Origin of the sequence: Photobacterium gaetbulicola, assembly GCF_003025515.1 — a bacterium.
GTDB lineage: Bacteria > Pseudomonadota > Gammaproteobacteria > Enterobacterales > Vibrionaceae > Photobacterium > Photobacterium gaetbulicola.
This window is the reverse complement of the sequence record NZ_PYME01000017.1, coordinates 73,613-96,441: the sequence shown is the minus strand read 5'-3', so window position 1 is coordinate 96,441 and position 22,829 is coordinate 73,613. Positions and strand designations below refer to the sequence as shown.

Genomic DNA, 22,829 nt, shown 5'->3' with positions numbered 1-22,829 from the left:
CAGCTACACTCCGGGCCCCAAGCAACTCTGGTTGCTTGGGGCTTTTTATCTCGGCTAGTTGTCGCCAACTCGTTTCAAGATCATTCCCTGATAGCCGCTTAGCGACACTTGGCTAACCGCAGGTCCCAAGCTGCCATCAAAATTAACTCGCTGGTAATGTCCATCCAGACTGACATCAAGCGGCTCGGTTGCGAAGAAGTCGGATTGATTGCGCTCCCTGGCTCCCCGATAGACAACGAGCCCCTTGCTGTAGCGGCGGGCAATCACCCCCTGCTTGGGGAAATCACTAAACCAGCCACTACGCTGAAGCCAATACCAGCCCGAAGGCTGGAGGGGAATACCACCGATAGCCGTTGCAGCAGAGTCTGCCTCTACCCCCTTGCCTTCGAACACAACCCGCTCAGTCCCTTGCGGAGCTATCTCCGGAACACCGATGTCAACGCTCAGCATGGCTGTCGGTTGATAGGCGCTATTCTTGGCCATACCCGGCTGTGGCCAATTTGCAGTATCGGTGTGGCCACTGCCGTAACGATAGCTCTGGTTCCAGCTGTGATAATAGGTTTGGCCGGGGACGTTGAACAAATAGTAGAGTGCCAGGCCGGTTTCGATGTCCTGCTGCCATGCCGATAGATCCCTTGGTGAGAGCTGGCTTCTCCCCCCTTTGGTGGAAGCCATGATCAAGCTCTTGTCCTGTTGGCCTGCTAGGGCAAAGTTATCCCAATATCGCTGAAGCCGTCCAAGCCCGATAGCCGGAGTGAGGTAGTGCTCCCGCAACCAGACATCAATCACTTCCCTCAGTGCCGGCGGCCAGGCTTCATAGTGCCACAGGTTGAGCTCGGAGATATTGGCAGCCAGCCACCGGGTACCAGTCAGGGACTTGACTTGCTTAAGAAAGCCAGCAAGCTGCATCGCATAATCGTACTCGGCCTGCTGACTTCCGGCGACATACGGCAGCTCATTGATTTTACCGCCCGACACCACCTTGAACTGGTTGTCACCCAACAACTTCGCCATATCATCGTTGTAAGCTCCAGACAGCCCCTGCCGCTGCCAATCCTGTTGGTACCACTGGGCATGAAGGGTATTGAATGCGCTATCGAGCAAGTTGACCCGATACCAGCAGGTTCCCGGCCATAAATAGCCTGCCGGGATCAGCCTTGCTTGATGGCGGAAGCGGGCCGATGCACTGACATTGGCACGTACCGAAAATTCATGCTCATCGACATAGCCGTCACTATTCTTATCGTTACGGGGATCCCAGCCGGGAATGGCAAGGCCCTGCTGTTGCCCGGTCTGCGAAACCGCAAGCCAAGGAGAGATGGCCAGGGTGTCAAGCCGACTGGCCTGCGGCCAAGACAGCGATAGCATCCATACCCTCAGCCCTGCAGCCAGGCCGGGATCGCCGGTGTTGAGCTCCCGCCCTAGATAGCGGGGAAAGGCACTGTGCCATGCCCCGCCCGGCACAAACGTTCCTAGGCTTGAACTAGAGCCCTCGGCCTGCCAACTCACCGCTACGGGCTGCCATCGCCCAACGGCGCCGGTGTCATCGGCTACATGGCGAGAGACACGGGGCAGGCTATCGGCCTCCAGTTCAAAAGCATCAAAGGGATATGACGACATGACAATGAGCTGATCGCCGGCCTGCAAATCAATCGGCAATCGTGCCGTGGAGAATTGGTGGTTGCGAACCAGAAGCAAGTGATAGGGATGCCCCTCAAGCAGGTAGGCCATTCCCGAGCTTGGCTTATCCATCAGCAACACGGTATCTTCGGCAAAGTGCAGATACCCCTCTTCCACGTCTACTCCAGCGAGAAAAGCCTGGCGGCTCAGCCAAGCCTCTTGCTTACCCGGACGGCAGTCAAACTTGTGGGCATACATATACCCCATCGCGTTCATCTTCTGGTTCATCGCCCGATCTTGCATGCTACCGAAAACCACATCGGCATGCTGGCTCTCCCAGGCTTTTACCTGCTCGGCCGTGACCGGCTTGCCGTCAATCACCGCATCTTGCCAACTGCCCGGTAGCACCCAGGCCGCCCCAGTCGAAGGGAAGATCTGGCCGTAGGCTAAGACGGGGATCATGGCTATCAACCCTCCCCATTCTCGATATTTCCTGATCATGCCCTCTCCATAGTGCCTTCTCCTCTAGCCCCTTAAAGCTTAGCCCACTGAATTAGAAATAAAAAAAGCCGTGCTAGTGCACGGCTTCAATCTCATCAAGGCAAGAATACTGGGTTACCAACCCAGCCAGTGGCCAATGCCCCATAGGGCAATCATCGCCATGAAACCGGCCAATATATCATCGACCATGATGCCAAGCCCACCGTGGACATGCTTGTCGAGCCAGCTGATCGGCCATGGCTTAACCATATCGAAAAAGCGGAACAGCACAAACCCCGCCAGAACCCACTGCCAACTAACAACAGGGGCTATCGCCATGGTGATCCAGAAACCGACGAACTCATCCCAGACAATGCTGCCATGATCATGGACACCCATATCATCAGAGGTTTTCTGGCAAATCGTAATACCGATAAAGGCAGCCACCACGGTGATCAGCAGGTAGACCGTGAAAGGCAACTGCACCATCAGCAAATACAACGGGATCGCAGCCACGGTTCCCATGGTACCCGGTATGATTGGAGAAAGGCCGCTACCAAAGCCGGTCGCCAACAAATGCCATGGGTTTTTCAGGTTAATCTTGTCTTTCGGGTTTGCCACAATTTACTCCGCAAAATGATCATATCCGTGCAGCTGCCAGTTGAGCGGCTGGCCATCGCGTACCAAGCGAGTCCCCTGTCCCGGTCGCAACTGACCAATACAGGTTGCCTTTACGCCACTGTGGGCCAAGGCGATATCTACTGCGCCCCTATTCTGCTCCGGCACCGTAAAGCACAACTCATATTCTTCGCCACTGGCCAAGGCTAGCTGCAACGCTTTATCCCGCTCAGGCTCAAAGGCTTCCAGCTCTGGCGAAAGAGGTAGTTTATCAACGTCAATTTCTGCTGACACCCCTGAGCGTTGCAAAATATGCCCAAGGTCGCTAATCAGGCCATCTGAGATATCCAATGCGGCCGAGGCTATTCCGCGCAATGCCTGTCCAGCCAGAATACGAGGCTCTGCCTTATGGTGGCGCTCAAGCAAAATGGACTCGAGCATCGGATCATCGACTGTCCTCTGTCCCAGCAGCAATGCCAGGCCGGCGGCACTATCCCCCAAATTTCCAGTGACGTAGATCCAGTCACCGGAGTGGGCGCCGCTGCGGGTCAAGGCTTTACCCTTAGGAATAAAACCATGCACGGTCAGGGTGATACTAAGCGGCCCCTTGGTGGTGTCACCGCCCACTAGCTGGACATTGTAATACTCGGCCAAGGCGAAAAAGCCCTCGCAGAACCCTGCCAGCCAGGCCTCATCAGGCTTGGGCATAGTCAGAGCCAGCGAAACCCAAGCCGGCGTCGCCCCCATGGCGGCCAAATCACTGAGGTTGGAGGCCAGGGCCTTGTGGGCAACCCAGGCCGGATCAGCCTCGGCCAGAAAGTGGGTCCCCGCAACCAGCGAGTCGGTACTGACGGCCAGCTGGCTCCCTTCCGGTACCTCCAGCAAGGCACAATCGTCACCGATTGCCAAAGGCACATCTTTTCGTTTCACGGCCTGGTGCTCAAAGTACCGGGCGATCAGATCAAATTCGTTTGCCATATTCTTCTTTGGGTAGACAGAAAAAAGGCCAGCATTGCTGGCCTTTTACAATCATGTTGTGATTACTTCTTGCGAAGTGATGGTGCTGCCTTGTCCAGCACACCATTCACAAACTTGTGGCTGTCTTCTGCACCGAAGGCTTTCGCCAGTTCGATTGCTTCGTTGATCACCACTTTGAATGGTACGTCATCACGCTTCATCATCTCGTACATGGCAAGACGAAGTAGCGCCAGTTCCATTTGGTCCAGATCCTGAAGCGGACGCGACAGGTAAGGACGCATCTTGCTGTCCAGCTCCTGATGGTTCAGAACAACACCGGTCAGTAGATCACGGAAGTAAGCTACGTCGGTATGTGGTGCTGCTAGCGCCGGGGCATCTGCCTGGTGCTCTTCTTCTTCAAAGTTGTCGCCAGAAAGGAAATGTTGCTCGATATCTGCAACGTTACCTTTGGTAATTTGCCAAGAATAGATTGCTTGTACAGCAAAGTGACGTGCGTTACGACGTGCGGCTGGTTTCACACTAACCCCCATTAGGATTCAATTTGGGACAGGACATTAACCATTTCAAGCGCGCTTAGTGCAGCCTCTGCCCCTTTATTACCAGCCTTGGTACCGGCACGCTCAATGGCTTGTTCGATAGAATCTACAGTCAGAACACCGAATGCTACTGGAGTATTGTACTCAAGCGCAACCTGTGCCAGACCTTTGTTACACTCACCGGCAACATAATCAAAATGTGGCGTACCGCCACGGATCACAGAGCCAAGCGCAACGATAGCGTCATAACGATCGCTTTTAGCAACTTGCTGTGCCACAAGCGGAAGCTCGTATGCACCCGGACAACGAACAACAGTGATGTTGTCGTCGCTTACCTGACCCTGACGTTTCAGAGCGTCTAGCGCGCCTTCCAGCAAGCTTTCATTGATGAAGCTGTTAAAGCGTGAAATTACGATAGCAACTTTTGCGTTTGGTGCCGCGATGGCGCCTTCGATTACCTTCATGGGCCTTCCTGTGACTATGTCATTTTTCCGGTATGAGAAACCGCGGGAGTCTATCACACTTTGTGCGTTATACCAATTAGCATATTTCAGCCCCCGCCCGCCCTGTACCGGCAATGTTCAATTTAATAAATGGGCAAATGTTTCAGACAACAGCGGGCACTGTGCCCGCCTATATTATTCGCAAATATATTCAACTGCTTCGAGGCCAAAACCCGATAGCGAATGGTAACGCTGGGTGCTCGATGACAGCAGACGCATTTTTGAAATGCCCAGGTCGGCCAAGATTTGAGAGCCGACACCCACTTGGCGCGATTGATCTTTCGGGTTCAATTTCACACCCGGCTTGCCTTCTTCCTGAGCCGCCATGTGCTGTACCTTGGTAATGATCGATTCCTGGCTTTCTGCCTTGCTCAGAACCACCAATACCCCACCTTCGTCGGCAATACGCTGCATCGCCGACGGCAACGTCCACTGGGTCGCCCCGGAGTGGAGAATATCCTTGAACGTATCTTGCAGGTGAACACGGACCAAGGTCGGCTCACCGTCAACAACCTCGCCTTTTTGCAGTGCGTAATGAACCTGGTTGTCGATGGTGTCACGGTAAGTGATCATCTCGAAATCACCGAATTCGGTTGGCAGGGTACACTGCGCGACACGCTCGATAGTGGTCTCGTTGTTGTTGCGGTACTCAATCAAATCCGCAATAGTGCCCAGCTTCAGGCCGTGCTGCTCAGCAAAGACTTCAAGATCTGGGCGGCGCGCCATGGTGCCGTCTTCGTTGAGGATCTCAACAATCACGCTCGCTGGCTCAAGGCCTGCCAAACGGGCCACATCACAGCCGGCTTCGGTGTGACCGGCACGTGCAAGAACACCGCCTTCCTGCGCCATCAGTGGGAAGATATGGCCGGGCATCACAATATCAGCTGGCGACGCATCAGGCGCCACGGCCGCCTGCACGGTCACAGCGCGGTCTGATGCCGAAATCCCCGTCGTCACGCCTTCAGCCGCTTCAATCGACACGGTGAAGTTGGTGCTGAACTGCTCGGTATTGTCCTGCACCATGAGAGGCAGTTTAAGCTGCTTACAGCGCGACTTGGTCAAGGTCAGGCAGATCAAACCACGACCATGGCGGGCCATGAAGTTAATTGCCTCGGGGGTGATTTTTTCCGCCGCAATGATCAGATCGCCTTCATTTTCACGATCTTCGTCATCCATCAGGATAACCATCTTACCTAGGCGGATATCTTCGATGATTTCCTTTGCACTGCTTAGAGCCATATCGCTACCTTAATTCTTGTTAATCTTCTGTCTGTTTATCGAAGGAACCCGCTGCGGGCCAGCAAATCCATAGAAACTTCTGACTTCGGCTCTGCAGCCTTCTCGCCCAGCATCAAGCGCTCGAGGTAACGGGCAATCACGTCAACTTCCAGGTTAACCTTGCGGCCAGCGGCGAACGCTTCCATGGTGGTTTCCGAAGCGGTATGCGGCACGATGGTCAGCTTGAACTCGTCGCCCCGGATCGCATTGACCGTCAGGCTAATGCCATCGACAGCCACCGAGCCTTTCTCCGAAATATACTTCGCCAAATGTGCTGGAGCCTTGAGCCAAAACTCAATCGCACGGCCGGTATGGGTACGCTCAATCACCTCGGCCACATCATCGACATGACCAGATACCATATGGCCACCGAAGCGAGTGGTTGGCAGCATGGCTTTCTCGAGGTTAACCTTCTGCCCAGTACGGTAATTGACAAATGCGGTACGCTTAAGGGTTTCTAGCGACAAATCAGCCACGTAGCCCGAGCCAGTCAGTGCTACCACAGTCAGACACACACCGTTGGTGGCAATACTGTCACCCAATTTTACATCGGATAGGTCCAGCTTGCCGGAGTCCACCGTCACAGAAATGTCTTTGCCTTTTGGGGTCAGGGCCGTAATCGTACCCACGGCTTCAATAATGCCAGTAAACATGTCAAACCTTATTCTTTGTCTGCATTGAGTAAATCAGATTGGATGTGATGCTGAATACGGGAAGTGATACGCACATCACCGCCGACCATTCGTACATCCGAGATGGTCAGTTCGGGAACCTGGGCCATCGACACCAGTCCGTTGAGATCCACCAGACCACGGCTATCGCTACCCATCAATTTTGGGGCCTGGTACAGGATCAGCTCATCCACCAACCCCGCCTGCAACAGGCCACCAGCAAGCCCGGCGCCCGCTTCCACCCAGATATGGTTGATATTGTGCTTAGCCAACTCAATCATAAGCGCGTGGAGGTCAATCCCCTCACCTTCTGGCATAACCAGTTGTTCTACATCCTGCGGCCATTCCAACGTATCGGCCTGCTTTCTTGCCAGTAGCGTTGTGCCCGGCAGGCTAATCAGACGGTGCTGCGGTGTCACCCGGTTCTGGCTGTCAATCACCACCCTCACCGGCTGGCGCAGCTCTGCCTGCGGGTACACTTGCTGCACGTCCTCACCCAGCTCCTGCCAACGGACGTTCAACGACGGGTCATCGGCCAACACCGTTGCGCTGGTCGACAAAATAGCCCCGGCCTTAGCACGGTAGCGCTGGACATCCGCCCTGGCTGCCGGCCCCGTGATCCATTTACTTTCACCATTGGCCAAGGCAGTACGGCCGTCAAGGCTGGCTGCCAGCTTGAGCTGGAGATACGGCAGACCGGTCTTCATCACCTTGATAAAACCCGGATTCAACGCTTCGGCATCTTGCTCCAACAAGCCGGTTTGCACCTCAATGCCCGCCTGTTGCAGAATGGCAATGCCTCGTCCGGCAACTTTCGGGTTGGGATCTACCATCGCGCAGACCACACGTTTGACACCGGCCTTGACCAGCGCTTCAGCGCATGGCGGGGTGCGACCATAGTGAGAGCAAGGCTCCAGTGTGACATACGCCGTTGCCCCTTTTGCCTTTTCACCGGCAGCCCGAAGCGCAAACACTTCAGCATGGGGTTCGCCTGCACGATAATGATAGCCTTCGCCGACAATTTCATCGCCGTAAGCGATCACACAGCCGACATTGGGGTTGGGGGTGGTGGTGTACTGACCGTTCTTCGCCAACGAGATTGCGCGCAGCATCATGGCATGGTCGATAGATGAGAACATGGGATTTCAGTATCGGTTAGAAAGCCGGCGCATTTCGTCCGGCATCAATTATTTTTCCAGTTTAGCGATTTCTTCACCAAACTCACGAATGTCTTCAAAACTGCGGTAGACAGAAGCAAAGCGGATATAAGCCACTTTATCGAGCTCTTTCAAGGCTTCCATCACCAGGTTACCGATCATTTCCGACGGCACTTCGCGCTCACCGGTCGCCCGCAGGCGTGACTTGATGGTATTGATGGCGCGCTCGATGTCATCGGCGCTGACAGGGCGCTTTTCCAACGCACGCTGGATCCCACCGCGCAATTTATCTTCATTGAACGGGTCACGGTTACCATTGGTTTTGATCACCCGAGGCATCACCAGCTCAGCCGTTTCAAACGTCGTATAACGCTCACTGCATGCCAAGCATTGACGGCGGCGACGAACCTGATGGCCATCGGCCACCAATCGAGAATCTATTACTTTGGTGTCATTGGCACCACAAAAAGGACAATGCATCTTGCCTCCTCAACTTCGTCGCACCAGTGTAACCCATTTCAGTAACGGGGGGAGACTATTACCACAAAATTTCTCGCGAAAATGCGGCCAACAGGCAATAAAAAAGGGCCTGCAAGCCGCAGACCCTCTTTCGTTCTAATACCGCCGCTGACCGGCACCTGTCATTACGCGTAAACAGGTAGGCGGTGACAGATTTCCAATACCTTCGCCTTGGTCGCTTCAATCACTTCTGGGTTGTCGATGTTATCCATCACATCACACATCCAGTTCGCCAGTTGCTTGGCATCTTCAACGCTAAAGCCACGACGGGTGATCGCTGGCGTACCGACACGGATACCCGACGTCACAAACGGGCTGCGCGGATCATTCGGTACGCTGTTCTTGTTCACCGTGATGTTGGCCGCACCCAGCGCCGCGTCGGCTTCTTTACCGGTGATCCCCTTGTCGATCAGATCAACCAGGAACAGGTGATTCTCTGTGCTGCCAGAAACAATCTTGTATCCGCGCTCCAGGAACTCGCCAACCATCGCCTTGGCATTTTCAACCACGCGGGCCTGGTAGTCTTTGAACTCCGGCTCCATCGCTTCTTTGAATGCCACCGCCTTCGCTGCAATCACATGCATCAAAGGACCGCCCTGGCCACCCGGGAATACCGCCGAGTTCAGCTTCTTGTAAAGATCTTCGCCACCATTAGACAGCACTAGGCCGCCACGTGGACCAGCCAGTGTCTTGTGCGTTGTGGTTGTTACCACATGAGCATGCGGAACCGGGTTCGGGTAGACACCTGCGGCAATCAAACCGGCAACATGCGCCATATCAACAAACAGGTAAGCGCCAACCTTATCGGCGATTTCGCGCATACGCTTCCAATCAACAACCTGCGAGTAGGCAGAGAAGCCACCGATGATCATTTTTGGCTTGTGCTCTACTGCCAAGGCTTCCATCTCGTCGTAATCGATCTGGCCCTGCTCATCGATACCGTAAGGAATGATGTTATACAGCTTACCGGAGAAGTTAACTGGTGAGCCGTGAGTCAAGTGGCCACCGTGTGCCAGGCTCATTCCCAGAACGGTATCGCCAGCATTCAGTAGCGCCATGTACACTGCGTTGTTCGCTTGCGAGCCAGAGTGAGGCTGAACGTTGGCGTACTCGGCACCAAATAGCTGGCAGGCACGGTCAATCGCTAGCTGCTCGGCTTTGTCAACGTACTCACAACCACCATAGTAGCGCTTGCCCGGGTAGCCTTCGGCATACTTATTGGTCAGTTGGGAGCCCTGGGCTTCCATCACGCGTGGGCTGGTGTAGTTTTCAGAAGCAATCAACTCGATGTGCTCTTCCTGACGCGCCGTTTCTTCCTGGATCGCTGCAAATAGTTCAGCATCGTAGTCGGCAATATTCATGTCGCGCTTTAGCATCTGTATCTCCTGACTCAGATTGTTTTAGTCCTTTTTGTCTCTGGCAAGCCGGTTAGTAGCCACGCCGACAAAGAGGCAGTAAACACATAAAATTGGCAAAAAACGGAAAAACCGCAAAGCTAGGCGTCACGCGGACGCAAACGTTTTCGTCTCGCCTGTAGATAACGCAGTATTTTACATAATTTGATCTAAATCAGATACCCCTGTTGTGACTTTTTATTGGTATTTATTTCATTTTTGGTATGAATTGTTTTCAAGTTGTTCACTCCCTCGGCGTAGGTAACCAAATCTAAAATACCCACATTACAAGTAATGATTGAAATTAATTTTTTACGACAGCGTAATCTAATTTGTACACCGACCAACAGACAGATTTCATGTCGGCTATCACGCTTGTCATCAATGCCCTATATCATGACACCTCTATACATAAGGAGTGTTGTCTTGAGCGGTTATCATCATTCACTGAAAGAAAATATCATTGCTATTCTTACCGGTACTTTCATCGTGGCCCAAGGGGTTTTCTTTCTCCAGCAAGCCGATCTTCTCACCGGCGGTACCACTGGCCTTGCTCTGCTGGTTAGCCAGTTTGTCGATCTGTCGTTTGGCCAGCTGTACTTTTTGATGAACTGCCCGTTTTACCTGATGGCCTGGTTCCGCATGGGCAAAAGCTTTGCAATCACCAGTGTGATCTCCGGCGGTCTGGTATCTATCATTACCGACAACCTCCACCACGTACTGGAGATCAGCCGCCTCGAACCACTTTACTGCGCCCTGATCGGTGGCTTGCTGATGGGCTTGGGTATGCTGATCCTATTTCGCCATAAAACTAGCCTGGGTGGCTTCAACGTGCTGGTGCTGTTCCTACAGGAAAAAATGGGCTGGTCGGCCGGTAAGCTACAGATGGGCATTGATATCACTATTCTGGTGGCTTCTTTCTTCCTTGTCAGCCCGATGGTATTGATGTTCTCGGTCGTCGGCGCTTTCATGCTGAACCTGGTTCTGGCGATGAACCACAAACCAGGCCGCTACAGCGGTGAGCTAAAGCCACAGGCAGGATAAAGCGCGGTTCTAGCCCCTTGTTCCTAGATCCTAGGTTTAAAAAAACATAAAAAAGGTCGCTTCCTGCGACCTCTTTTTTTCGTGCCTAATTCCCGTTTGTGCTGCTGTGCCTAGAGGCTGTGGGTCAATTGCGGTTATACGCGTTGAACATCCACATCAGCTTTTCTTGCTCACGGATGTAATCACCCATGATCGCGGCAGTGCCCTCGTCATTTGCTTCACCAGCCAAAGTAAGAATACTGCGCTGCATACCCAACACGGTTTGGAAGCCCTGTTGCAGGCCGCCAACACACTCATCACCAGTATGGGCGTTAAGGTGCTCTTTGATTTCGCTTACCTCTAGATATTCACTAAAGCTATGTGAAGGTGTAGCCCCTAGGGTCAGCACACGCTCGGCCAGTTCATCAATTTTTACCTGCAGATCGGTATAGATCTCTTCGAATTTCACATGCAGCTCAAAGAACTCTTTACCCTTGATATTCCAATGATAGCCACGCGTGTTCATGTATAGCACTTGGTAGTTGGCCAGCAGCTTGTTGAGTTCAACGGCTAGCTCTTCAGATTTAACGCTATCCAGGCCAATCATATTGTGTGTCGACATAATCATTTCCCCCTTGGTTTTCCTCAATAATACGGGTGGGGATAACCAGACTCCATTCGTATTGGTTTATACATTCAATAAGCAAAACCTATTAATCAGGCGATGGGCGATGGGCGATGGGCGATGGGCGATGGGCGATGGGCGATGGGCGATGGGCGATGGGCGATGGGCGACTCAGGATTGTGGAATAACTTTCCCCAATCAAGCTCTTGCTCCTGCCCTTTGCTCTTCCACTGGCCGATAGCCACCTGCCAATGGCCAATTGAGATGAGGGCAAAGAGATTTCGCTCAAGAACACAGAGGGAGCGCGGAGTTTATTCAGCCAAATCGACTTTGGCTATGCTGTTTCATTCTCAGGCTAAGAGGAAGCGCGGAGTTTGAATTGAGCAATTGAGATGAGGGCAAAGAGATTTCGCTCAAGAACACAGAGGGAGCGCGGAGTTTATACGCATAAATGAGCACTCCCGATAAAGTTATTGAGCGAAATAACGAAGCTATCATCTTAATTTAGATAGCGTCTTCGTCTTCCTCACCAGTCCTGATACGCACCACGCGCTCGACGTCAAACATGAAGATCTTGCCGTCACCGATCTTACCGGTTTGGGCGGTTTCGATGATGGTATCGACACACTGATCGGCCACTTCATCGGCCACGACGATTTCCAGCTTCACTTTCGGCAGGAAGTCGACCATGTATTCGGCACCACGGTAGAGCTCGGTGTGGCCTTTCTGGCGGCCGAAACCTTTAACTTCAGAGACGGTCATACCGGTGATACCGACATCGGCTAGGGCTTCGCGAACATCGTCAAGCTTGAACGGCTTGATGATGGCTTCAATTTTTTTCATTCTCATCATCCTTTGCTGAGCAGGAGGCATTTGGCAAAGTTGGAACTGGGGACCTGCCAACGACCTGTTTGATTTAAGCTGAAGTATATCAAAAGCCTGGGGCTGAAAGATCAGCGTTTCAGTATTTTTCTATCGAGAATATGACATCACTGTCCATCATTTTCAGCAATAGCAGAACAGAAAAAAGTAGCACGCTACTGTTGAGGAAAAAGATCACGATACTGCGAAACTCAGGAGTTACCAACTGAGGCAGGTAAGGGATCAGGCTATAGTTGAAAAACATGGTGACGGCGGGAATAAAAAAGTACAGCGGGATGAAGCCCCAGCGATTGCCGCGGCTAAGACCCAATATCGCACCGATACCGGAAAGTAAGACCAAGAGTGCGATGAAGCTTGGCACAATGCCGACCTGGTTTAGGCTGAAAATCAACACAAAGTTGTCGGCGTATCTTACCAGGCAAATCATTACAAGTACTGCTAGCCCCTTGGTGGCAAAACGCAGTCCACGACGTGTTACATCCATTGTTGTCTCTCTTCCATGAGGTAATGACATTTAGAGCCCGCAAAAATGAGCGCACATTTTATGCGGGTATTTTAACCAGTACAACAATTATTCAATCTATTTTGGGGGGAGTTTCCCTTCTCTTGATTAGACCTTGGTTTGACAATAGGTTCCCTCACTAGTAATGCACGGTAACCAAATCCACCAGCCCTTCAAGGCTTCTAACCACCCGGGTCGAGACTTTGGTATCACGCTTATAGCGGTTAAGCCACACCGCTTTGAACCCCAGCTCGCTGGCTGCCATGGCATCATTGAAAGGGTGATTGCCGATATACCAGCACTCCTGCGCTGTTTTGCCGCTTTGCTTCAGTGCATGCTGGAAGATTTTCGGGTCTGGCTTGGCGGCCCCCACCTGCTCCGAGATCACCAAGAACGAGAAATACTCGCGGATCCCTGTCACCTGTAATTTCGCTTCCTGATGATAGGTAAAACCATTGGTGATGATGGCAAGCGGAGCGACATTGCGCAGCTTCTTCAGTGCTGGCAGGACATCGGGAAACAAGCGCCAGTATTGGCGGTAATTGGCGTAGTACTCTGCAATCAGCTCGTCCGCCAACTCTTCACTGAGCGGGCGGCGGAACAAGGCACTGATCCGGGCCCGACGCAGCCCTTCGAAGTTGAGCTTTCCGGCCCGCCACTGCTGGCGCTTTTGGTCAGTAATTGCCCGCCACATCACTTCGATACCGTCTGGGCAGTCAATAATTTCATCACGGTAACGCTTGGCGAAATCACGAATGGCGTCTTGCTCCGCGCCATCATGATCAAGCAGGGTATTGTCGAGATCGAAAAAAATCATTACACCTCCAGCACCCACTTTGGACTTATGCCCCATCGATTATTCACCTGATGGATAACTTCAGCTTAATCATAGTCTTGCATTTGTTGCTACTTTTATTTCCCAAAAATGATACCGATAATAAAAAACCGCTCACTGGGAGCGGTTTTTTTCATCAATATTAAGTGATTAGCTTATTAGCCGATATTCACGCGGGCATTGCGGAACATGCGCATCCACGGGCTGTTCTCGCTCCAGTCATCCGGATGCCAAGAGTTCGCCACGGTACGGAACACACGCTCTGGGTGAGGCATCATGATAGTCACACGACCATCTTGCGTTGTCAGGCCAGTGATAGCGTTCGGTGAACCGTTCGGGTTGTTCGGGTACTGCTGGGTTGGGTTACCGTGGTTGTCCACGTAACGTACCGCAACCGTACCAGATGCTTCAATCGCTGCCAGGTGGTCAGCATCACGAACTTCAACACGACCTTCACCGTGCGATACCGCGATTGGCATGCGCGAGCCTTCCATACCACTGAAGAACACAGAATCAGACTTCTGTACTTCAACCAGGCTGAAGCGCGCTTCAAAACGCTCAGATTCGTTACGCACGAAACGCGGCCATAGGTCAGCACCCGGGATCAGCTCTTTCAGGTTCGACAGCATCTGACAGCCGTTACACACACCTAGCGAAAAGGTGTTGTCACGGTTGAAGAAGCTCTGGAACTGCTCGCGAGCCTGGCCATTGAACAGGATAGACTTCGCCCAACCTTCACCGGCACCCAGTACGTCACCGTAAGAGAAACCACCACAAGCCACTAGGCCGTGGTACTCGTCCAGTACCGCCTGACCGGTCAGGATATCACTCATGTGGATATCGGTTGCTTCAAAGCCGGCGCGGTCAAAAGCAGCCGCCATTTCAACGTGAGAGTTAACACCCTGCTCACGCAGAATAGCCATCTTCGGCTTGGCACCCTTAGCAATGTACGGTGCCGCTACGTCTTCGTTAATGTCGAAGCTCAGCTTGGTGTTAAGGCCTGGGTCAGTATTGTCTTTCTTCGCTTCGAACTCTTGGTCAGCACAGGCTGGGTTATCACGAAGGCCCTGCATCTTATGCGTGGTTTCAGCCCAGATAGTACGAAGCTCGGTGCGAGAGCGCTCAAGGACAACCGCATCGCCTGCAGTGATAACAATGCTGTCAGAAGCTTCAACGCTACCGATAACATGCGAGCAAGCTTCTAGGCCATTTGCGGCCAGTACCGCTTTAACCGCTTCAAGGTCGTCGTTCTTCACCTGAACAACCGCACCTAGCTCTTCGTTAAATAGTGCAGCCAGTGCATCATCACCTAGGCCAGCAACCTCTGCTTTCACGCCACAGTGACCGGCAAACGCCATCTCTGCCAGTGTCACGAACAGACCACCGTCACCCTTGTCGTGGTAAGCCACCAGCTTGTCATCACGAACAAGAGTTTGCATCGCATCGAAGAAACCTTTTAGCTGCTCTGCGTTGTCTACGTCAGCCGGCTTATCACCCAGCTGCTTGTAAACCTGAGCCAGAGCCGTTGCCCCCAGGCGGTTCTTACCGTTACCTAGGTCAACAAGAAGCAGTGAAGTCTCGCCTTTGTCAGTGCGAAGCTGAGGCGTGACTGTCTTGCGCACGTCTTCCACACGGCCAAATGCTGTAATGATAAGAGACAGCGGAGAAGTGACTTCTTTGTTTTCGCCATTCTCTTCCCACTTGGTCTTCATCGACATCGAGTCTTTACCGACAGGGATAGTCAGGCCAAGCGCCGGACAAAGCTCTTCACCGACCGCTTTAACGGCTTCATATAGGCCAGCATCTTCACCTGGGTGACCGGCTGGAGACATCCAGTTAGCAGACAGTTTAATGCGCTTGATATCACCGATGTCAGTACCGGCAATGTTAGTTAGGGACTCACCCACCGCTAGACGGGCAGAGGCACCAAAGTCTAGGAGGGCAACGGGCGTGCGCTCACCCATCGACATGGCTTCACCATGGTAAGAATCGTAGCTTGCTGCGGTTACCGCGCAGTTAGCCACAGGCACCTGCCATGGACCAACCATCTGATCACGCGCCACAAGGCCTGTCACCGTGCGGTCACCGATAGTGATCAGGAACGTCTTCTCAGCAACCGTAGGCAGGCGAAGAACGCGGTCAGCCGCTTCATTGATTTCGATGCCGTCACGGGTGATCGCAGGGCTATCAACTTTCAATGTTTTCGCATCGCGGTGCATCTTCGGCGTTTTGCCAAGCAGGATATCCATCGGCATATCGATTGGCGTGTTGTCGAAGTGTGAATCTTCCAGTTTCAGCTCGCGCTTTTCTGTTGCTTCACCAACGACTGCGTAAGGTGCACGCTCACGCTTACAGATAGCATCAAATGCTGCCATGTTCTCTGACGCAACGGCCATCACGTAACGTTCTTGCGATTCGTTACACCAGATCTCAAGTGGGCTCATACCCGGCTCATCGTTTGGCACATCACGTAGCTGGAAGATACCACCACGCTCACCATCGTCTACAAGCTCTGGCAGTGCATTAGAAATACCGCCTGCGCCTACATCGTGGATAAAGGCAATAGGGTTAGCATCGCCTAGCTGCCAGCAGCGGTCGATCACTTCCTGACAGCGACGCTCCATTTCTGGATTCTCACGCTGTACAGACGCGAAGTCCAGATCTTCTGCCGACTGGCCAGAGGCCATGGAAGAAGCCGCACCGCCACCCAGGCCGATGTTCATCGCAGGACCACCCAGCACGATAAGCTTGGCACCCACAGGGATCTCTTTCTTTTGAACGTGCTCGTCCCGGATGTTACCCATACCACCGGCAATCATAATTGGCTTGTGGTAACCACGTACTTCTTCACCAGCGTGTGAAGTCACTTTTTCTTCGTAAGTACGGAAGTAACCAAGTAGGTTTGGACGACCAAATTCGTTATTGAACGCCGCGCCACCCAGTGGGCCTTCCAGCATGATATCTAGGGCGTTAACAATCCGGCCTGGCTTGCCGAAGTCTGTTTCCCATGGCTGCTCAAAGCCAGGGATGCGCAGGTTAGAAGTAGTGAAGCCCACCAGGCCAGCTTTTGGCTTACCACCGATACCTGTTGCGCCTTCGTCACGGATTTCACCGCCAGAACCGGTTGAAGCACCCGGCCAAGGTGAAATAGCCGTTGGGTGGTTGTGCGTCTCAACCTTCATCAGGATGTGCGCATCTTCGTTGTGGTAGTTGTACTGGCGAGTCTCAGGATCAGGGAAGAAACGACCGACTTTAGAGCCCGTCATTACTGCTGCGTTATCTTTATACGCAGACAGGACATGGTCAGGTGTCGTTTCGAACGTGTTTTTGATCATCTTGAACAGGGATTTTTCCTGCTTAACGCCGTCGATTGTCCAATCTGCGTTGAAAATCTTATGGCGGCAGTGCTCCGAGTTCGCCTGGGCAAACATCATTAACTCGATATCAGTCGGATTACGCTCTAGCTTGTTGACGAAGCTGTCTACGAGGTAGTCAATTTCATCTTCCGCCAGCGCAAGACCCAGGGTAACGTTTGCCTCTTCAAGCGCCTTGCGGCCGCCTGACAGTAGGTCAACATCCGCAACAGGAGCAGGCTCTGCCACTTGGAACAGGGCAGCAGCCGAATCAAGTTCAGTGAACACCACTTCCATCATGCGGTCGTGGATCAGGCCTTTCAGTTCGGTGATTTGCTCAGCAGACAGCTCGGCTGAAGCTTCGATATAGTAAGCCGTACCACGCTCAAGACGCTTAACCTGGCCCAGGGCACAGTTGTGGGCGATATCGGTGGACTTCGATGACCATGGGGAGATTGTTCCCGGACGCGGGGTAACCAGCAGCAGTAGGCCAGACGGCTCATGCTCTGCAATCGTAGGGCCGTAAGTCAGCAAGCTTGCCAGCTTTTCTTGCTCGTCCGCACTCAATGGCGCAGACAAGTCTGCAAAGTGCATGAACTCAGCATAAATACCTGACACAGGCAGATCCAATTCGCGGCAACGCTCTAGTAGCTTATTAACGCGAAACTCAGACAGTGCGGGTGAACCACGCAAAATTTCCATGTGCGTACGTCTCTCGATTAGCAGTTGAATGAAGGTGATATTGGCCTAACCCCCGGGGCGATACCGGGACAATTACGTCAATGCCACCTCGCTTGCCATGACCTGTTTGAGGCGAGCAGCTCAGGATGGGGCGTAGTATAAGGGAATTTTTTTTGTGACGTAACACCTGACGCAACCGTTTGCGTGTTTTTTTTTCAATCAGCACCAAAAACCAGTGGGATATCTGTCACAGCGTCTGCTTTTCACACATTTTTTTACGATTTCAGATTTAAGAAGTGCTTTTTTCTGCCACAAACGAGGCACCAAACGAATGTGATTATTTTGCGGATCGGGCGAGCTTTGGTATAAAGGACGTCCTGATTTTACCAAGAGCATAACTCGTTGAGCATTCTTCGCCCGAATCCAAGTTTTAGACAATTCATTGCCTTACTATTGAGTCTGTTTGTTCTCAATGGCTGCCTGTGGCAAGAAAAGCCCGGTACGGAATTAGAACGGATCCGGGAAGAAGGTGTCCTACGGGTCGGCACGCTCAATAACCAGCTCTCCTACTATATCGGTAATGAAGGCCCAACCGGTTTGGATTACGAGCTGGCCCGCCGCTTTGCCGACCGACTTGGCGTGAAACTGGAAATGAAAGCCATGTTCACCCTCTCGGGCCTGTTTCCCGGTCTTGAGCGCGGCGATGTGGATATCCTTGCCGCCGGCCTGACCATGACCGATGAGCGCCTGGCCCAGTTTCGTGCCGCGCCGGCTTATTATTATGCCAGCCAGAAAGTGGTCTACAAAAAAGGCCAGTGGCGCCCGCGCAGCATTGAAGACTTGGCCGAAAACAAAGGGACGCTGGCCGTGGTCAAAGGCTCCAGCCATGAAAAGACCTTGCAGGCCCTCAAGCTGGCGCACCCAAGCCTTGAATGGCAGTCACTGGAAGAAATCGACAGCGACGAGCTGCTACGCCAGGTGGCCGAGGGCGAGCTTGACTATACCCTGGCAGACTCCGTCGATATTGCCCTGAACCAGCGTATCCTGCCGGATGTCACCACGGCACTGGAGCTGACCGAGGATGAACCGATCGCCTGGTTCGTCAACCAGAATAACGATGACAGCCTCTATGCGCTGCTGATCGAATTCTTCGGTGAAATCCAGCAAAGCGGTGAACTAGCCAAGCTGGAAGAGAAATACCTCGGCCATGTCGACAAATTCGATTATGTCGATACCCGTGCCTTCCTGCGTGCGGTTGAAAGCAAGCTGCCTAAATGGAAAGACCTCTTCAAGCAGTACGCCAACGAGTTTGACTGGCGTCTGATTGCCGCCCTGTCCTATCAGGAGTCACACTGGAACCCTCGCGCGGTCTCACCAACCGGGGTACGCGGGATGATGATGCTAACCCTACCGACGGCCCGCTCTGTCGGGGTACAGAACCGCCTGGATCCGGAGCAGAGCATCCGTGGTGGTACCGATTACCTGCGCAAGATGATCAACCGGATCCCTGACAGTATCGAAGAGCACGAGAAAGTGTGGTTTGCCCTGGCCTCCTACAATGTCGGCTTCGGTCACATGATGGATGCCCGCCGCCTGACCCAATCACAAGGCGGCAACCCCGATGCCTGGAGCGATGTGAAGCAACGCCTGCCGCTGCTCCGCCAGCGCAAATACTACAAGCAAACCCGTTATGGCTATGCCCGTGGTGATGAAGCTCTGCATTATGTAGAAAATATCCGCCGCTACTACCAGAGCATCATCGGTTACGAGCAAACCCACAGTCAGGAGCCGCAGCTCGAAGACATCGAGCTGATTGATGGGCTGCACACCATTACGCCAACCTCCCAACCCCTGGCCCAGCAACTTCCGCCGGGTGAGGAAGCTCCTGCTACACAGGATGTGGCTGCGCCAGGCAAAACCGCCAGCAATTAACCTCCCTCTCACCCCGGCCTAGCCGGGGTGAGATTGCTCACAGTTTGATGTCCCACGCTGAAAATAATGATCGCAAAGCGTGACCATTGTCGTTAGATAAATGGGAGAGATCAGAGATACTAATGTTATATGCTTCGCCCCAGAGCAGTTCTAATGGAGGAGGCTCAATGCACTTTTCGAAGAAAAAAACGATCAGCAACATGCGCAAGCGGATGGCATCTGCTGCCACCCGCCGCAAGCGGCTCAACGCCAACATCCGCAAGAAAATCCTATGGCGCCAGCGCAGCTACGTCATCCACAGTACCGCAGGGATCTGATCCCTGCTGGCCATGAAAGTGTGATAGGAAAGAATTAGGAAGGTTTGTCTGCTGCCTGCAAGGCTTGCTGGCGGGCTTTCTTCTCAGCCTTTTTCTCCGCCCGGCGGCGTTTGAAAAAAGCCTGTAGCTGGGCACGGCACTCCTCGGCCAATACCCCTGACTCGATAGCCACATGGTGATTGACCTGCTCGTAACTCAGCAAGTTCATGATGCTGCCAGCCGCCCCGGTTTTCAGATCGTGGGCCCCAAAGACCACTTTGCCGATCCGGCTGTGGACCATCGCACCGGCGCACATCGGGCATGGCTCCAAGGTAACATACAAAGTGGCGTCGATCAGGCGATAGTTCTGCAATACCTGGCCAGCCTGGCGCAGTGCCATGATCTCGGCGTGAGCGGTGGCATCATGCTGGGTGATCGAGCGGTTCCAGCCTTCACCGACCACCCGTCCCTGATAAACCACAACGGCACCGACCGGCACTTCACCATCCGCCTCGGCACGGGCGGCAAGCTCCATGGCACGGCGCATGAACTCTTCGTCGTTGTATTCCTGGATGGCTTCTGCCCTCGCTAGCTCTGACATCGATGGCTCGGTCATAGAACATATTCTCTCTGTTGCTTGAGGCCGCTGATTATACCCAAATACCCACCGGATGCGAGGTTTGCTGCGTCCCCTACCGTCCTGGCCCGTATCAACGGCACTATGACAAGGATTTGGCAAGAAAGTCCACCAGCAGGCGTACCTTGGGGGAGAGGTGGCGATTATGGGGATACAGCGCCCAGATCCCCTCCTCCGGCTCACGGAAAGTATCCAACACGGTGACCAGATCGCCCCTCTCCAGATCATCAATAATGTAATAGTCAGGCAACTGGATCAGGCCCAGCCCTTTCAAGGCCGCATCACGCAGGGCATGGCCGCTGGCACAACGCAGAGTGCCATCGATCCTAACACTGCGCTCTTTGCCTGCCTCCTGGAAGCGCCAGTGATCATAGTTGCCCACAAGGCAATTATGGTGGCGAAGCTCTGACAGCGAGTGGGGTACCCCGAACTTTTCCAAATACCCCGGCGACGCACAGACAAACTGGGTACGGCTGGCCAAGCGCTTGGCCATCATGGTCGAGCTGCTGAGCTTGCCAAGGCGGATCGCCAAATCATACCCGCCCTCGACCAGATCCACGGTCTGGTTGGTCAAATTCATCGTCACCTCGACCTCGGGATACTGCAACATGAAGTCTATGACCAACGGCATAATGTACTGCTCGCCATAGGTCACCGGTGCCGTCAACTTCAGGTTACCCTGAGGGGTATCGCGCCGATCGCTGATCGCCCGCTCGGCTTCTTGCAGTCCATCCATCAAGCGGCGGCAATGCTGGTAATAAATCGCCCCTTCCTCAGTCAGCGAGACCTTGCGGGTAGTGCGGTAAAACAGCTTGGTATTGAGCCGATTTTCCAATGCACTGATCTGGCGACTCACTTGCGCGGTGGAAATTCCCAACTGCTTGGATGCCGCGGTAAAACTTTCGGCTTCCGCCACTGCGACAAATTCACTGACTCCTTCCCACAAAAACATATCCCACCATTGTTACACACTAGAAAAAGTTATTTGCATTATAGGGTGATTATCAACCAAATAGAAATGAATATACTAAGCCCATCAAAACGAAACGGCAGTGCAGACAATCTCTGCACCGCCGTTAAAAATCTCACCTACTGTTAAAGCTACAGCAGGAACCAATACTGGCCAGTGAAGCAATCGGCCGACCGATAATGAGAGAGAAATACAATGTCTGAACAATTTATCAAATCCAAAGCAGCTATCGCCTGGGGTCCGAACCAACCACTTTCTGTCGAAGAAGTGGATGTCATGCTGCCGAAAAAAGGCGAAGTATTGGTACGCATCATTGCCACCGGTGTCTGCCACACCGATGCCTTCACCCTGTCAGGCGATGATCCGGAAGGGATCTTCCCGGCAATTCTTGGCCATGAAGGTGGCGGTATTGTTGAAATGGTGGGTGAAGGGGTGACCAGCGTAGAAGTCGGTGACCATGTTATCCCGCTTTACACCCCGGAATGTGGCGAATGTAAGTTCTGTAAATCAGGCAAAACCAACCTGTGCCAGAAAATCCGCGAAACCCAAGGCAAAGGCCTGATGCCTGACGGCACCACCCGTTTCTACAAAGATGGCCAGCCAATCTACCACTACATGGGCTGCTCGACGTTCTCGGAATACACCGTACTGCCTGAAATCTCCCTGGCGAAGGTGAACAAAGAAGCGCCACTGGAAGAAGTTTGCCTACTCGGCTGCGGCGTAACAACCGGTATGGGGGCGGTACTGAAAACCGCCAAAGTACAAAAGGGGGATACGGTTGCCGTATTCGGCCTTGGCGGGATTGGCCTGTCAGCCATCATCGGCGCGACTATGGCTGGTGCCAGCCGCATTATCGGTGTCGATATCAACGAGAGCAAATATGCTCTGGCCAAAGAATTAGGTGCAACCGACTGCATCAATCCGAATGACTACGACAAGCCTATCCAAGAAGTCATTGTGGAAATGACCGATGGCGGCGTCGACTTCTCGTTCGAGTGTATCGGTAACGTTAACGTCATGCGTTCCGCCCTTGAGTGCTGCCACAAAGGCTGGGGCGAATCGGTGATCATCGGTGTTGCCGGCGCTGGCCAGGAAATCTCCACCCGCCCGTTCCAACTAGTGACAGGCCGTGTATGGCGAGGCTCGGCATTCGGTGGTGTCAAAGGCCGCTCTGAACTGCCTGAAATTGTTGAACGTTACATGGCTGGCGAGTTCAAGCTTGATGACTTTATCACCCACACCATGGGCCTGGATGACATCAACGACGCTTTCGACCTGATGCACGAAGGCAAGAGCATCCGCTCTGTCATTCACTACAACAAATAATGCAAAGCGCTGG

Annotated in this window: 21 protein-coding genes; 4 read left to right on the top strand and 17 right to left on the bottom strand. The window is 53.1% G+C overall.

The genetic code is table 11. The features are described 5' to 3' along the window. Positions 1-54 precede the first annotated feature (54 nt). From C9J03_RS15845 to glyA, 10 genes are all read right to left on the bottom strand, one after another. Entirely contained in the window at positions 55-2,121 is a 2,067-nt protein-coding gene (locus C9J03_RS15845) for a hypothetical protein (protein WP_231580687.1), read from the bottom strand. Between the two features lie 114 nt (positions 2,122-2,235). Further along, entirely contained in the window at positions 2,236-2,721 is a 486-nt protein-coding gene (gene pgpA / locus C9J03_RS15840) for a phosphatidylglycerophosphatase A (protein ID WP_044624071.1), read from the bottom strand. 3 nt (positions 2,722-2,724) lie between these two features. Beyond that, positions 2,725-3,696: a thiamine-phosphate kinase gene (gene thiL / locus C9J03_RS15835; RefSeq protein WP_044624072.1), complete on the bottom strand. Its 972-nt coding sequence runs from the start codon at positions 3,694-3,696 to the stop codon at positions 2,725-2,727. Between the two features lie 62 nt (positions 3,697-3,758). Then, positions 3,759-4,226 (bottom strand): transcription antitermination factor NusB, encoded by a 468-nt coding sequence (gene nusB / locus C9J03_RS15830; protein ID WP_039460566.1) that lies wholly within the window; start codon positions 4,224-4,226, stop codon positions 3,759-3,761. Further along, a complete protein-coding gene (ribH, locus tag C9J03_RS15825) occupies positions 4,226-4,696 on the bottom strand; it encodes a 6,7-dimethyl-8-ribityllumazine synthase (protein WP_039460564.1) in 471 nt (156 codons plus the stop codon). The genes nusB and ribH overlap by 1 nt, the downstream gene beginning before the upstream one ends. Before the next feature lie 174 nt (positions 4,697-4,870). After that, positions 4,871-5,974: a bifunctional 3,4-dihydroxy-2-butanone-4-phosphate synthase/GTP cyclohydrolase II gene (gene ribBA, locus C9J03_RS15820; RefSeq protein ID WP_044624073.1), complete on the bottom strand. Its 1,104-nt coding sequence runs from the start codon at positions 5,972-5,974 to the stop codon at positions 4,871-4,873. Between the two features lie 35 nt (positions 5,975-6,009). Beyond that, positions 6,010-6,666: a riboflavin synthase gene (locus tag C9J03_RS15815; RefSeq protein ID WP_044624074.1), complete on the bottom strand. Its 657-nt coding sequence runs from the start codon at positions 6,664-6,666 to the stop codon at positions 6,010-6,012. A gap of 8 nt (positions 6,667-6,674) precedes the next feature. Next, positions 6,675-7,823 (bottom strand): bifunctional diaminohydroxyphosphoribosylaminopyrimidine deaminase/5-amino-6-(5-phosphoribosylamino)uracil reductase RibD, encoded by a 1,149-nt coding sequence (gene ribD, locus C9J03_RS15810; RefSeq protein ID WP_044624075.1) that lies wholly within the window; start codon positions 7,821-7,823, stop codon positions 6,675-6,677. Between the two features lie 48 nt (positions 7,824-7,871). Continuing rightward, complete coding sequence (gene nrdR, locus C9J03_RS15805; protein ID WP_039460556.1) at positions 7,872-8,321, bottom strand: transcriptional regulator NrdR; 450 nt, start codon at positions 8,319-8,321, stop codon at positions 7,872-7,874. 164 nt (positions 8,322-8,485) lie between these two features. After that, complete coding sequence (gene glyA, locus C9J03_RS15800) at positions 8,486-9,736, bottom strand: serine hydroxymethyltransferase (RefSeq protein WP_044624076.1); 1,251 nt, start codon at positions 9,734-9,736, stop codon at positions 8,486-8,488. Positions 9,737-10,180: 444 nt separating this feature from the next. Here glyA and C9J03_RS15795 point away from each other — a divergent pair, with 444 nt between their 5' ends. Beyond that, the gene (locus tag C9J03_RS15795) at positions 10,181-10,798 is read left to right on the top strand and encodes a YitT family protein (protein WP_082060666.1); all 618 of its coding nucleotides are present in this window, start codon (positions 10,181-10,183) and stop codon (positions 10,796-10,798) included. Positions 10,799-10,922: 124 nt separating this feature from the next. Here C9J03_RS15795 and C9J03_RS15790 read toward each other — a convergent pair whose 3' ends face one another. The 5 genes from C9J03_RS15790 to purL form a co-directional block, all read right to left on the bottom strand. Beyond that, positions 10,923-11,399, bottom strand: a complete 477-nt coding sequence (locus C9J03_RS15790) for a Dps family protein (protein WP_044624077.1) — start codon at positions 11,397-11,399, stop codon at positions 10,923-10,925. 507 nt (positions 11,400-11,906) lie between these two features. Continuing rightward, a complete protein-coding gene (gene glnB, locus C9J03_RS15785; RefSeq protein WP_039459737.1) occupies positions 11,907-12,245 on the bottom strand; it encodes a nitrogen regulatory protein P-II in 339 nt (112 codons plus the stop codon). A gap of 118 nt (positions 12,246-12,363) precedes the next feature. After that, positions 12,364-12,768 (bottom strand): hypothetical protein, encoded by a 405-nt coding sequence (locus tag C9J03_RS15780; RefSeq protein WP_044624078.1) that lies wholly within the window; start codon positions 12,766-12,768, stop codon positions 12,364-12,366. Positions 12,769-12,925: 157 nt separating this feature from the next. Next, complete coding sequence (locus C9J03_RS15775; protein WP_162845573.1) at positions 12,926-13,603, bottom strand: HAD family hydrolase; 678 nt, start codon at positions 13,601-13,603, stop codon at positions 12,926-12,928. 176 nt (positions 13,604-13,779) lie between these two features. Further along, entirely contained in the window at positions 13,780-17,676 is a 3,897-nt protein-coding gene (gene purL / locus C9J03_RS15770) for a phosphoribosylformylglycinamidine synthase (protein ID WP_044624080.1), read from the bottom strand. A gap of 381 nt (positions 17,677-18,057) precedes the next feature. On the opposite strand from purL, the gene mltF reads away from it, so the two are divergent. Both mltF and C9J03_RS26750 read left to right on the top strand, forming a co-directional pair. Next, complete coding sequence (gene mltF, locus C9J03_RS15765; protein ID WP_082060668.1) at positions 18,058-19,587, top strand: membrane-bound lytic murein transglycosylase MltF; 1,530 nt, start codon at positions 18,058-18,060, stop codon at positions 19,585-19,587. Between the two features lie 167 nt (positions 19,588-19,754). After that, positions 19,755-19,904, top strand: coding sequence for a hypothetical protein (locus C9J03_RS26750; RefSeq protein ID WP_156149949.1), 150 nt, complete (start codon positions 19,755-19,757; stop codon positions 19,902-19,904). Between the two features lie 34 nt (positions 19,905-19,938). Here C9J03_RS26750 and tadA read toward each other — a convergent pair whose 3' ends face one another. Together tadA and C9J03_RS15755 are read right to left on the bottom strand one after the other, a co-directional pair. Then, positions 19,939-20,499 carry a tRNA adenosine(34) deaminase TadA gene (tadA, locus tag C9J03_RS15760; RefSeq protein ID WP_170109016.1) on the bottom strand — a complete coding sequence of 187 codons (561 nt, stop codon included), beginning with the start codon at positions 20,497-20,499 and terminating at the stop codon, positions 19,939-19,941. A 103-nt stretch (positions 20,500-20,602) separates the two neighbouring features. After that, complete coding sequence (locus C9J03_RS15755; protein WP_044624081.1) at positions 20,603-21,472, bottom strand: LysR substrate-binding domain-containing protein; 870 nt, start codon at positions 21,470-21,472, stop codon at positions 20,603-20,605. Positions 21,473-21,685: 213 nt separating this feature from the next. On the opposite strand from C9J03_RS15755, the gene C9J03_RS15750 reads away from it, so the two are divergent. After that, positions 21,686-22,816 carry an S-(hydroxymethyl)glutathione dehydrogenase/class III alcohol dehydrogenase gene (locus C9J03_RS15750; RefSeq protein WP_044624082.1) on the top strand — a complete coding sequence of 377 codons (1,131 nt, stop codon included), beginning with the start codon at positions 21,686-21,688 and terminating at the stop codon, positions 22,814-22,816. The last annotated feature ends 13 nt before the right edge of the window (positions 22,817-22,829 follow it).

Bases quoted from the DNA above. Each gene is read 5' to 3' on its own strand.
- C9J03_RS15845 (WP_231580687.1), bottom strand. From the start codon at position 2,121: ATGATCAGGAAATATCGAGAATGGGGAGGGTTGATAGCCATGATCCCC.
- nrdR (WP_039460556.1), bottom strand. From the start codon at position 8,321: ATGCATTGTCCTTTTTGTGGTGCCAATGACACCAAAGTAATAGATTCT.
- purL (WP_044624080.1), bottom strand. From the start codon at position 17,676: ATGGAAATTTTGCGTGGTTCACCCGCACTGTCTGAGTTTCGCGTTAAT.
- C9J03_RS15780 (WP_044624078.1), bottom strand. From the start codon at position 12,768: ATGGATGTAACACGTCGTGGACTGCGTTTTGCCACCAAGGGGCTAGCA.
- glyA (WP_044624076.1), bottom strand. From the start codon at position 9,736: ATGCTAAAGCGCGACATGAATATTGCCGACTACGATGCTGAACTATTT.
- ribH (WP_039460564.1), bottom strand. From the start codon at position 4,696: ATGAAGGTAATCGAAGGCGCCATCGCGGCACCAAACGCAAAAGTTGCT.
- thiL (WP_044624072.1), bottom strand. From the start codon at position 3,696: ATGGCAAACGAATTTGATCTGATCGCCCGGTACTTTGAGCACCAGGCC.
- C9J03_RS15755 (WP_044624081.1), bottom strand. From the start codon at position 21,472: ATGTTTTTGTGGGAAGGAGTCAGTGAATTTGTCGCAGTGGCGGAAGCC.
- C9J03_RS26750 (WP_156149949.1), top strand. From the start codon at position 19,755: ATGCACTTTTCGAAGAAAAAAACGATCAGCAACATGCGCAAGCGGATG.
- C9J03_RS15750 (WP_044624082.1), top strand. From the start codon at position 21,686: ATGTCTGAACAATTTATCAAATCCAAAGCAGCTATCGCCTGGGGTCCG.
- C9J03_RS15815 (WP_044624074.1), bottom strand. From the start codon at position 6,666: ATGTTTACTGGCATTATTGAAGCCGTGGGTACGATTACGGCCCTGACC.
- nusB (WP_039460566.1), bottom strand. From the start codon at position 4,226: ATGGGGGTTAGTGTGAAACCAGCCGCACGTCGTAACGCACGTCACTTT.
- ribD (WP_044624075.1), bottom strand. From the start codon at position 7,823: ATGTTCTCATCTATCGACCATGCCATGATGCTGCGCGCAATCTCGTTG.
- ribBA (WP_044624073.1), bottom strand. From the start codon at position 5,974: ATGGCTCTAAGCAGTGCAAAGGAAATCATCGAAGATATCCGCCTAGGT.
- glnB (WP_039459737.1), bottom strand. From the start codon at position 12,245: ATGAAAAAAATTGAAGCCATCATCAAGCCGTTCAAGCTTGACGATGTT.
- C9J03_RS15790 (WP_044624077.1), bottom strand. From the start codon at position 11,399: ATGTCGACACACAATATGATTGGCCTGGATAGCGTTAAATCTGAAGAG.
- tadA (WP_170109016.1), bottom strand. From the start codon at position 20,499: ATGACCGAGCCATCGATGTCAGAGCTAGCGAGGGCAGAAGCCATCCAG.
- C9J03_RS15775 (WP_162845573.1), bottom strand. From the start codon at position 13,603: ATGATTTTTTTCGATCTCGACAATACCCTGCTTGATCATGATGGCGCG.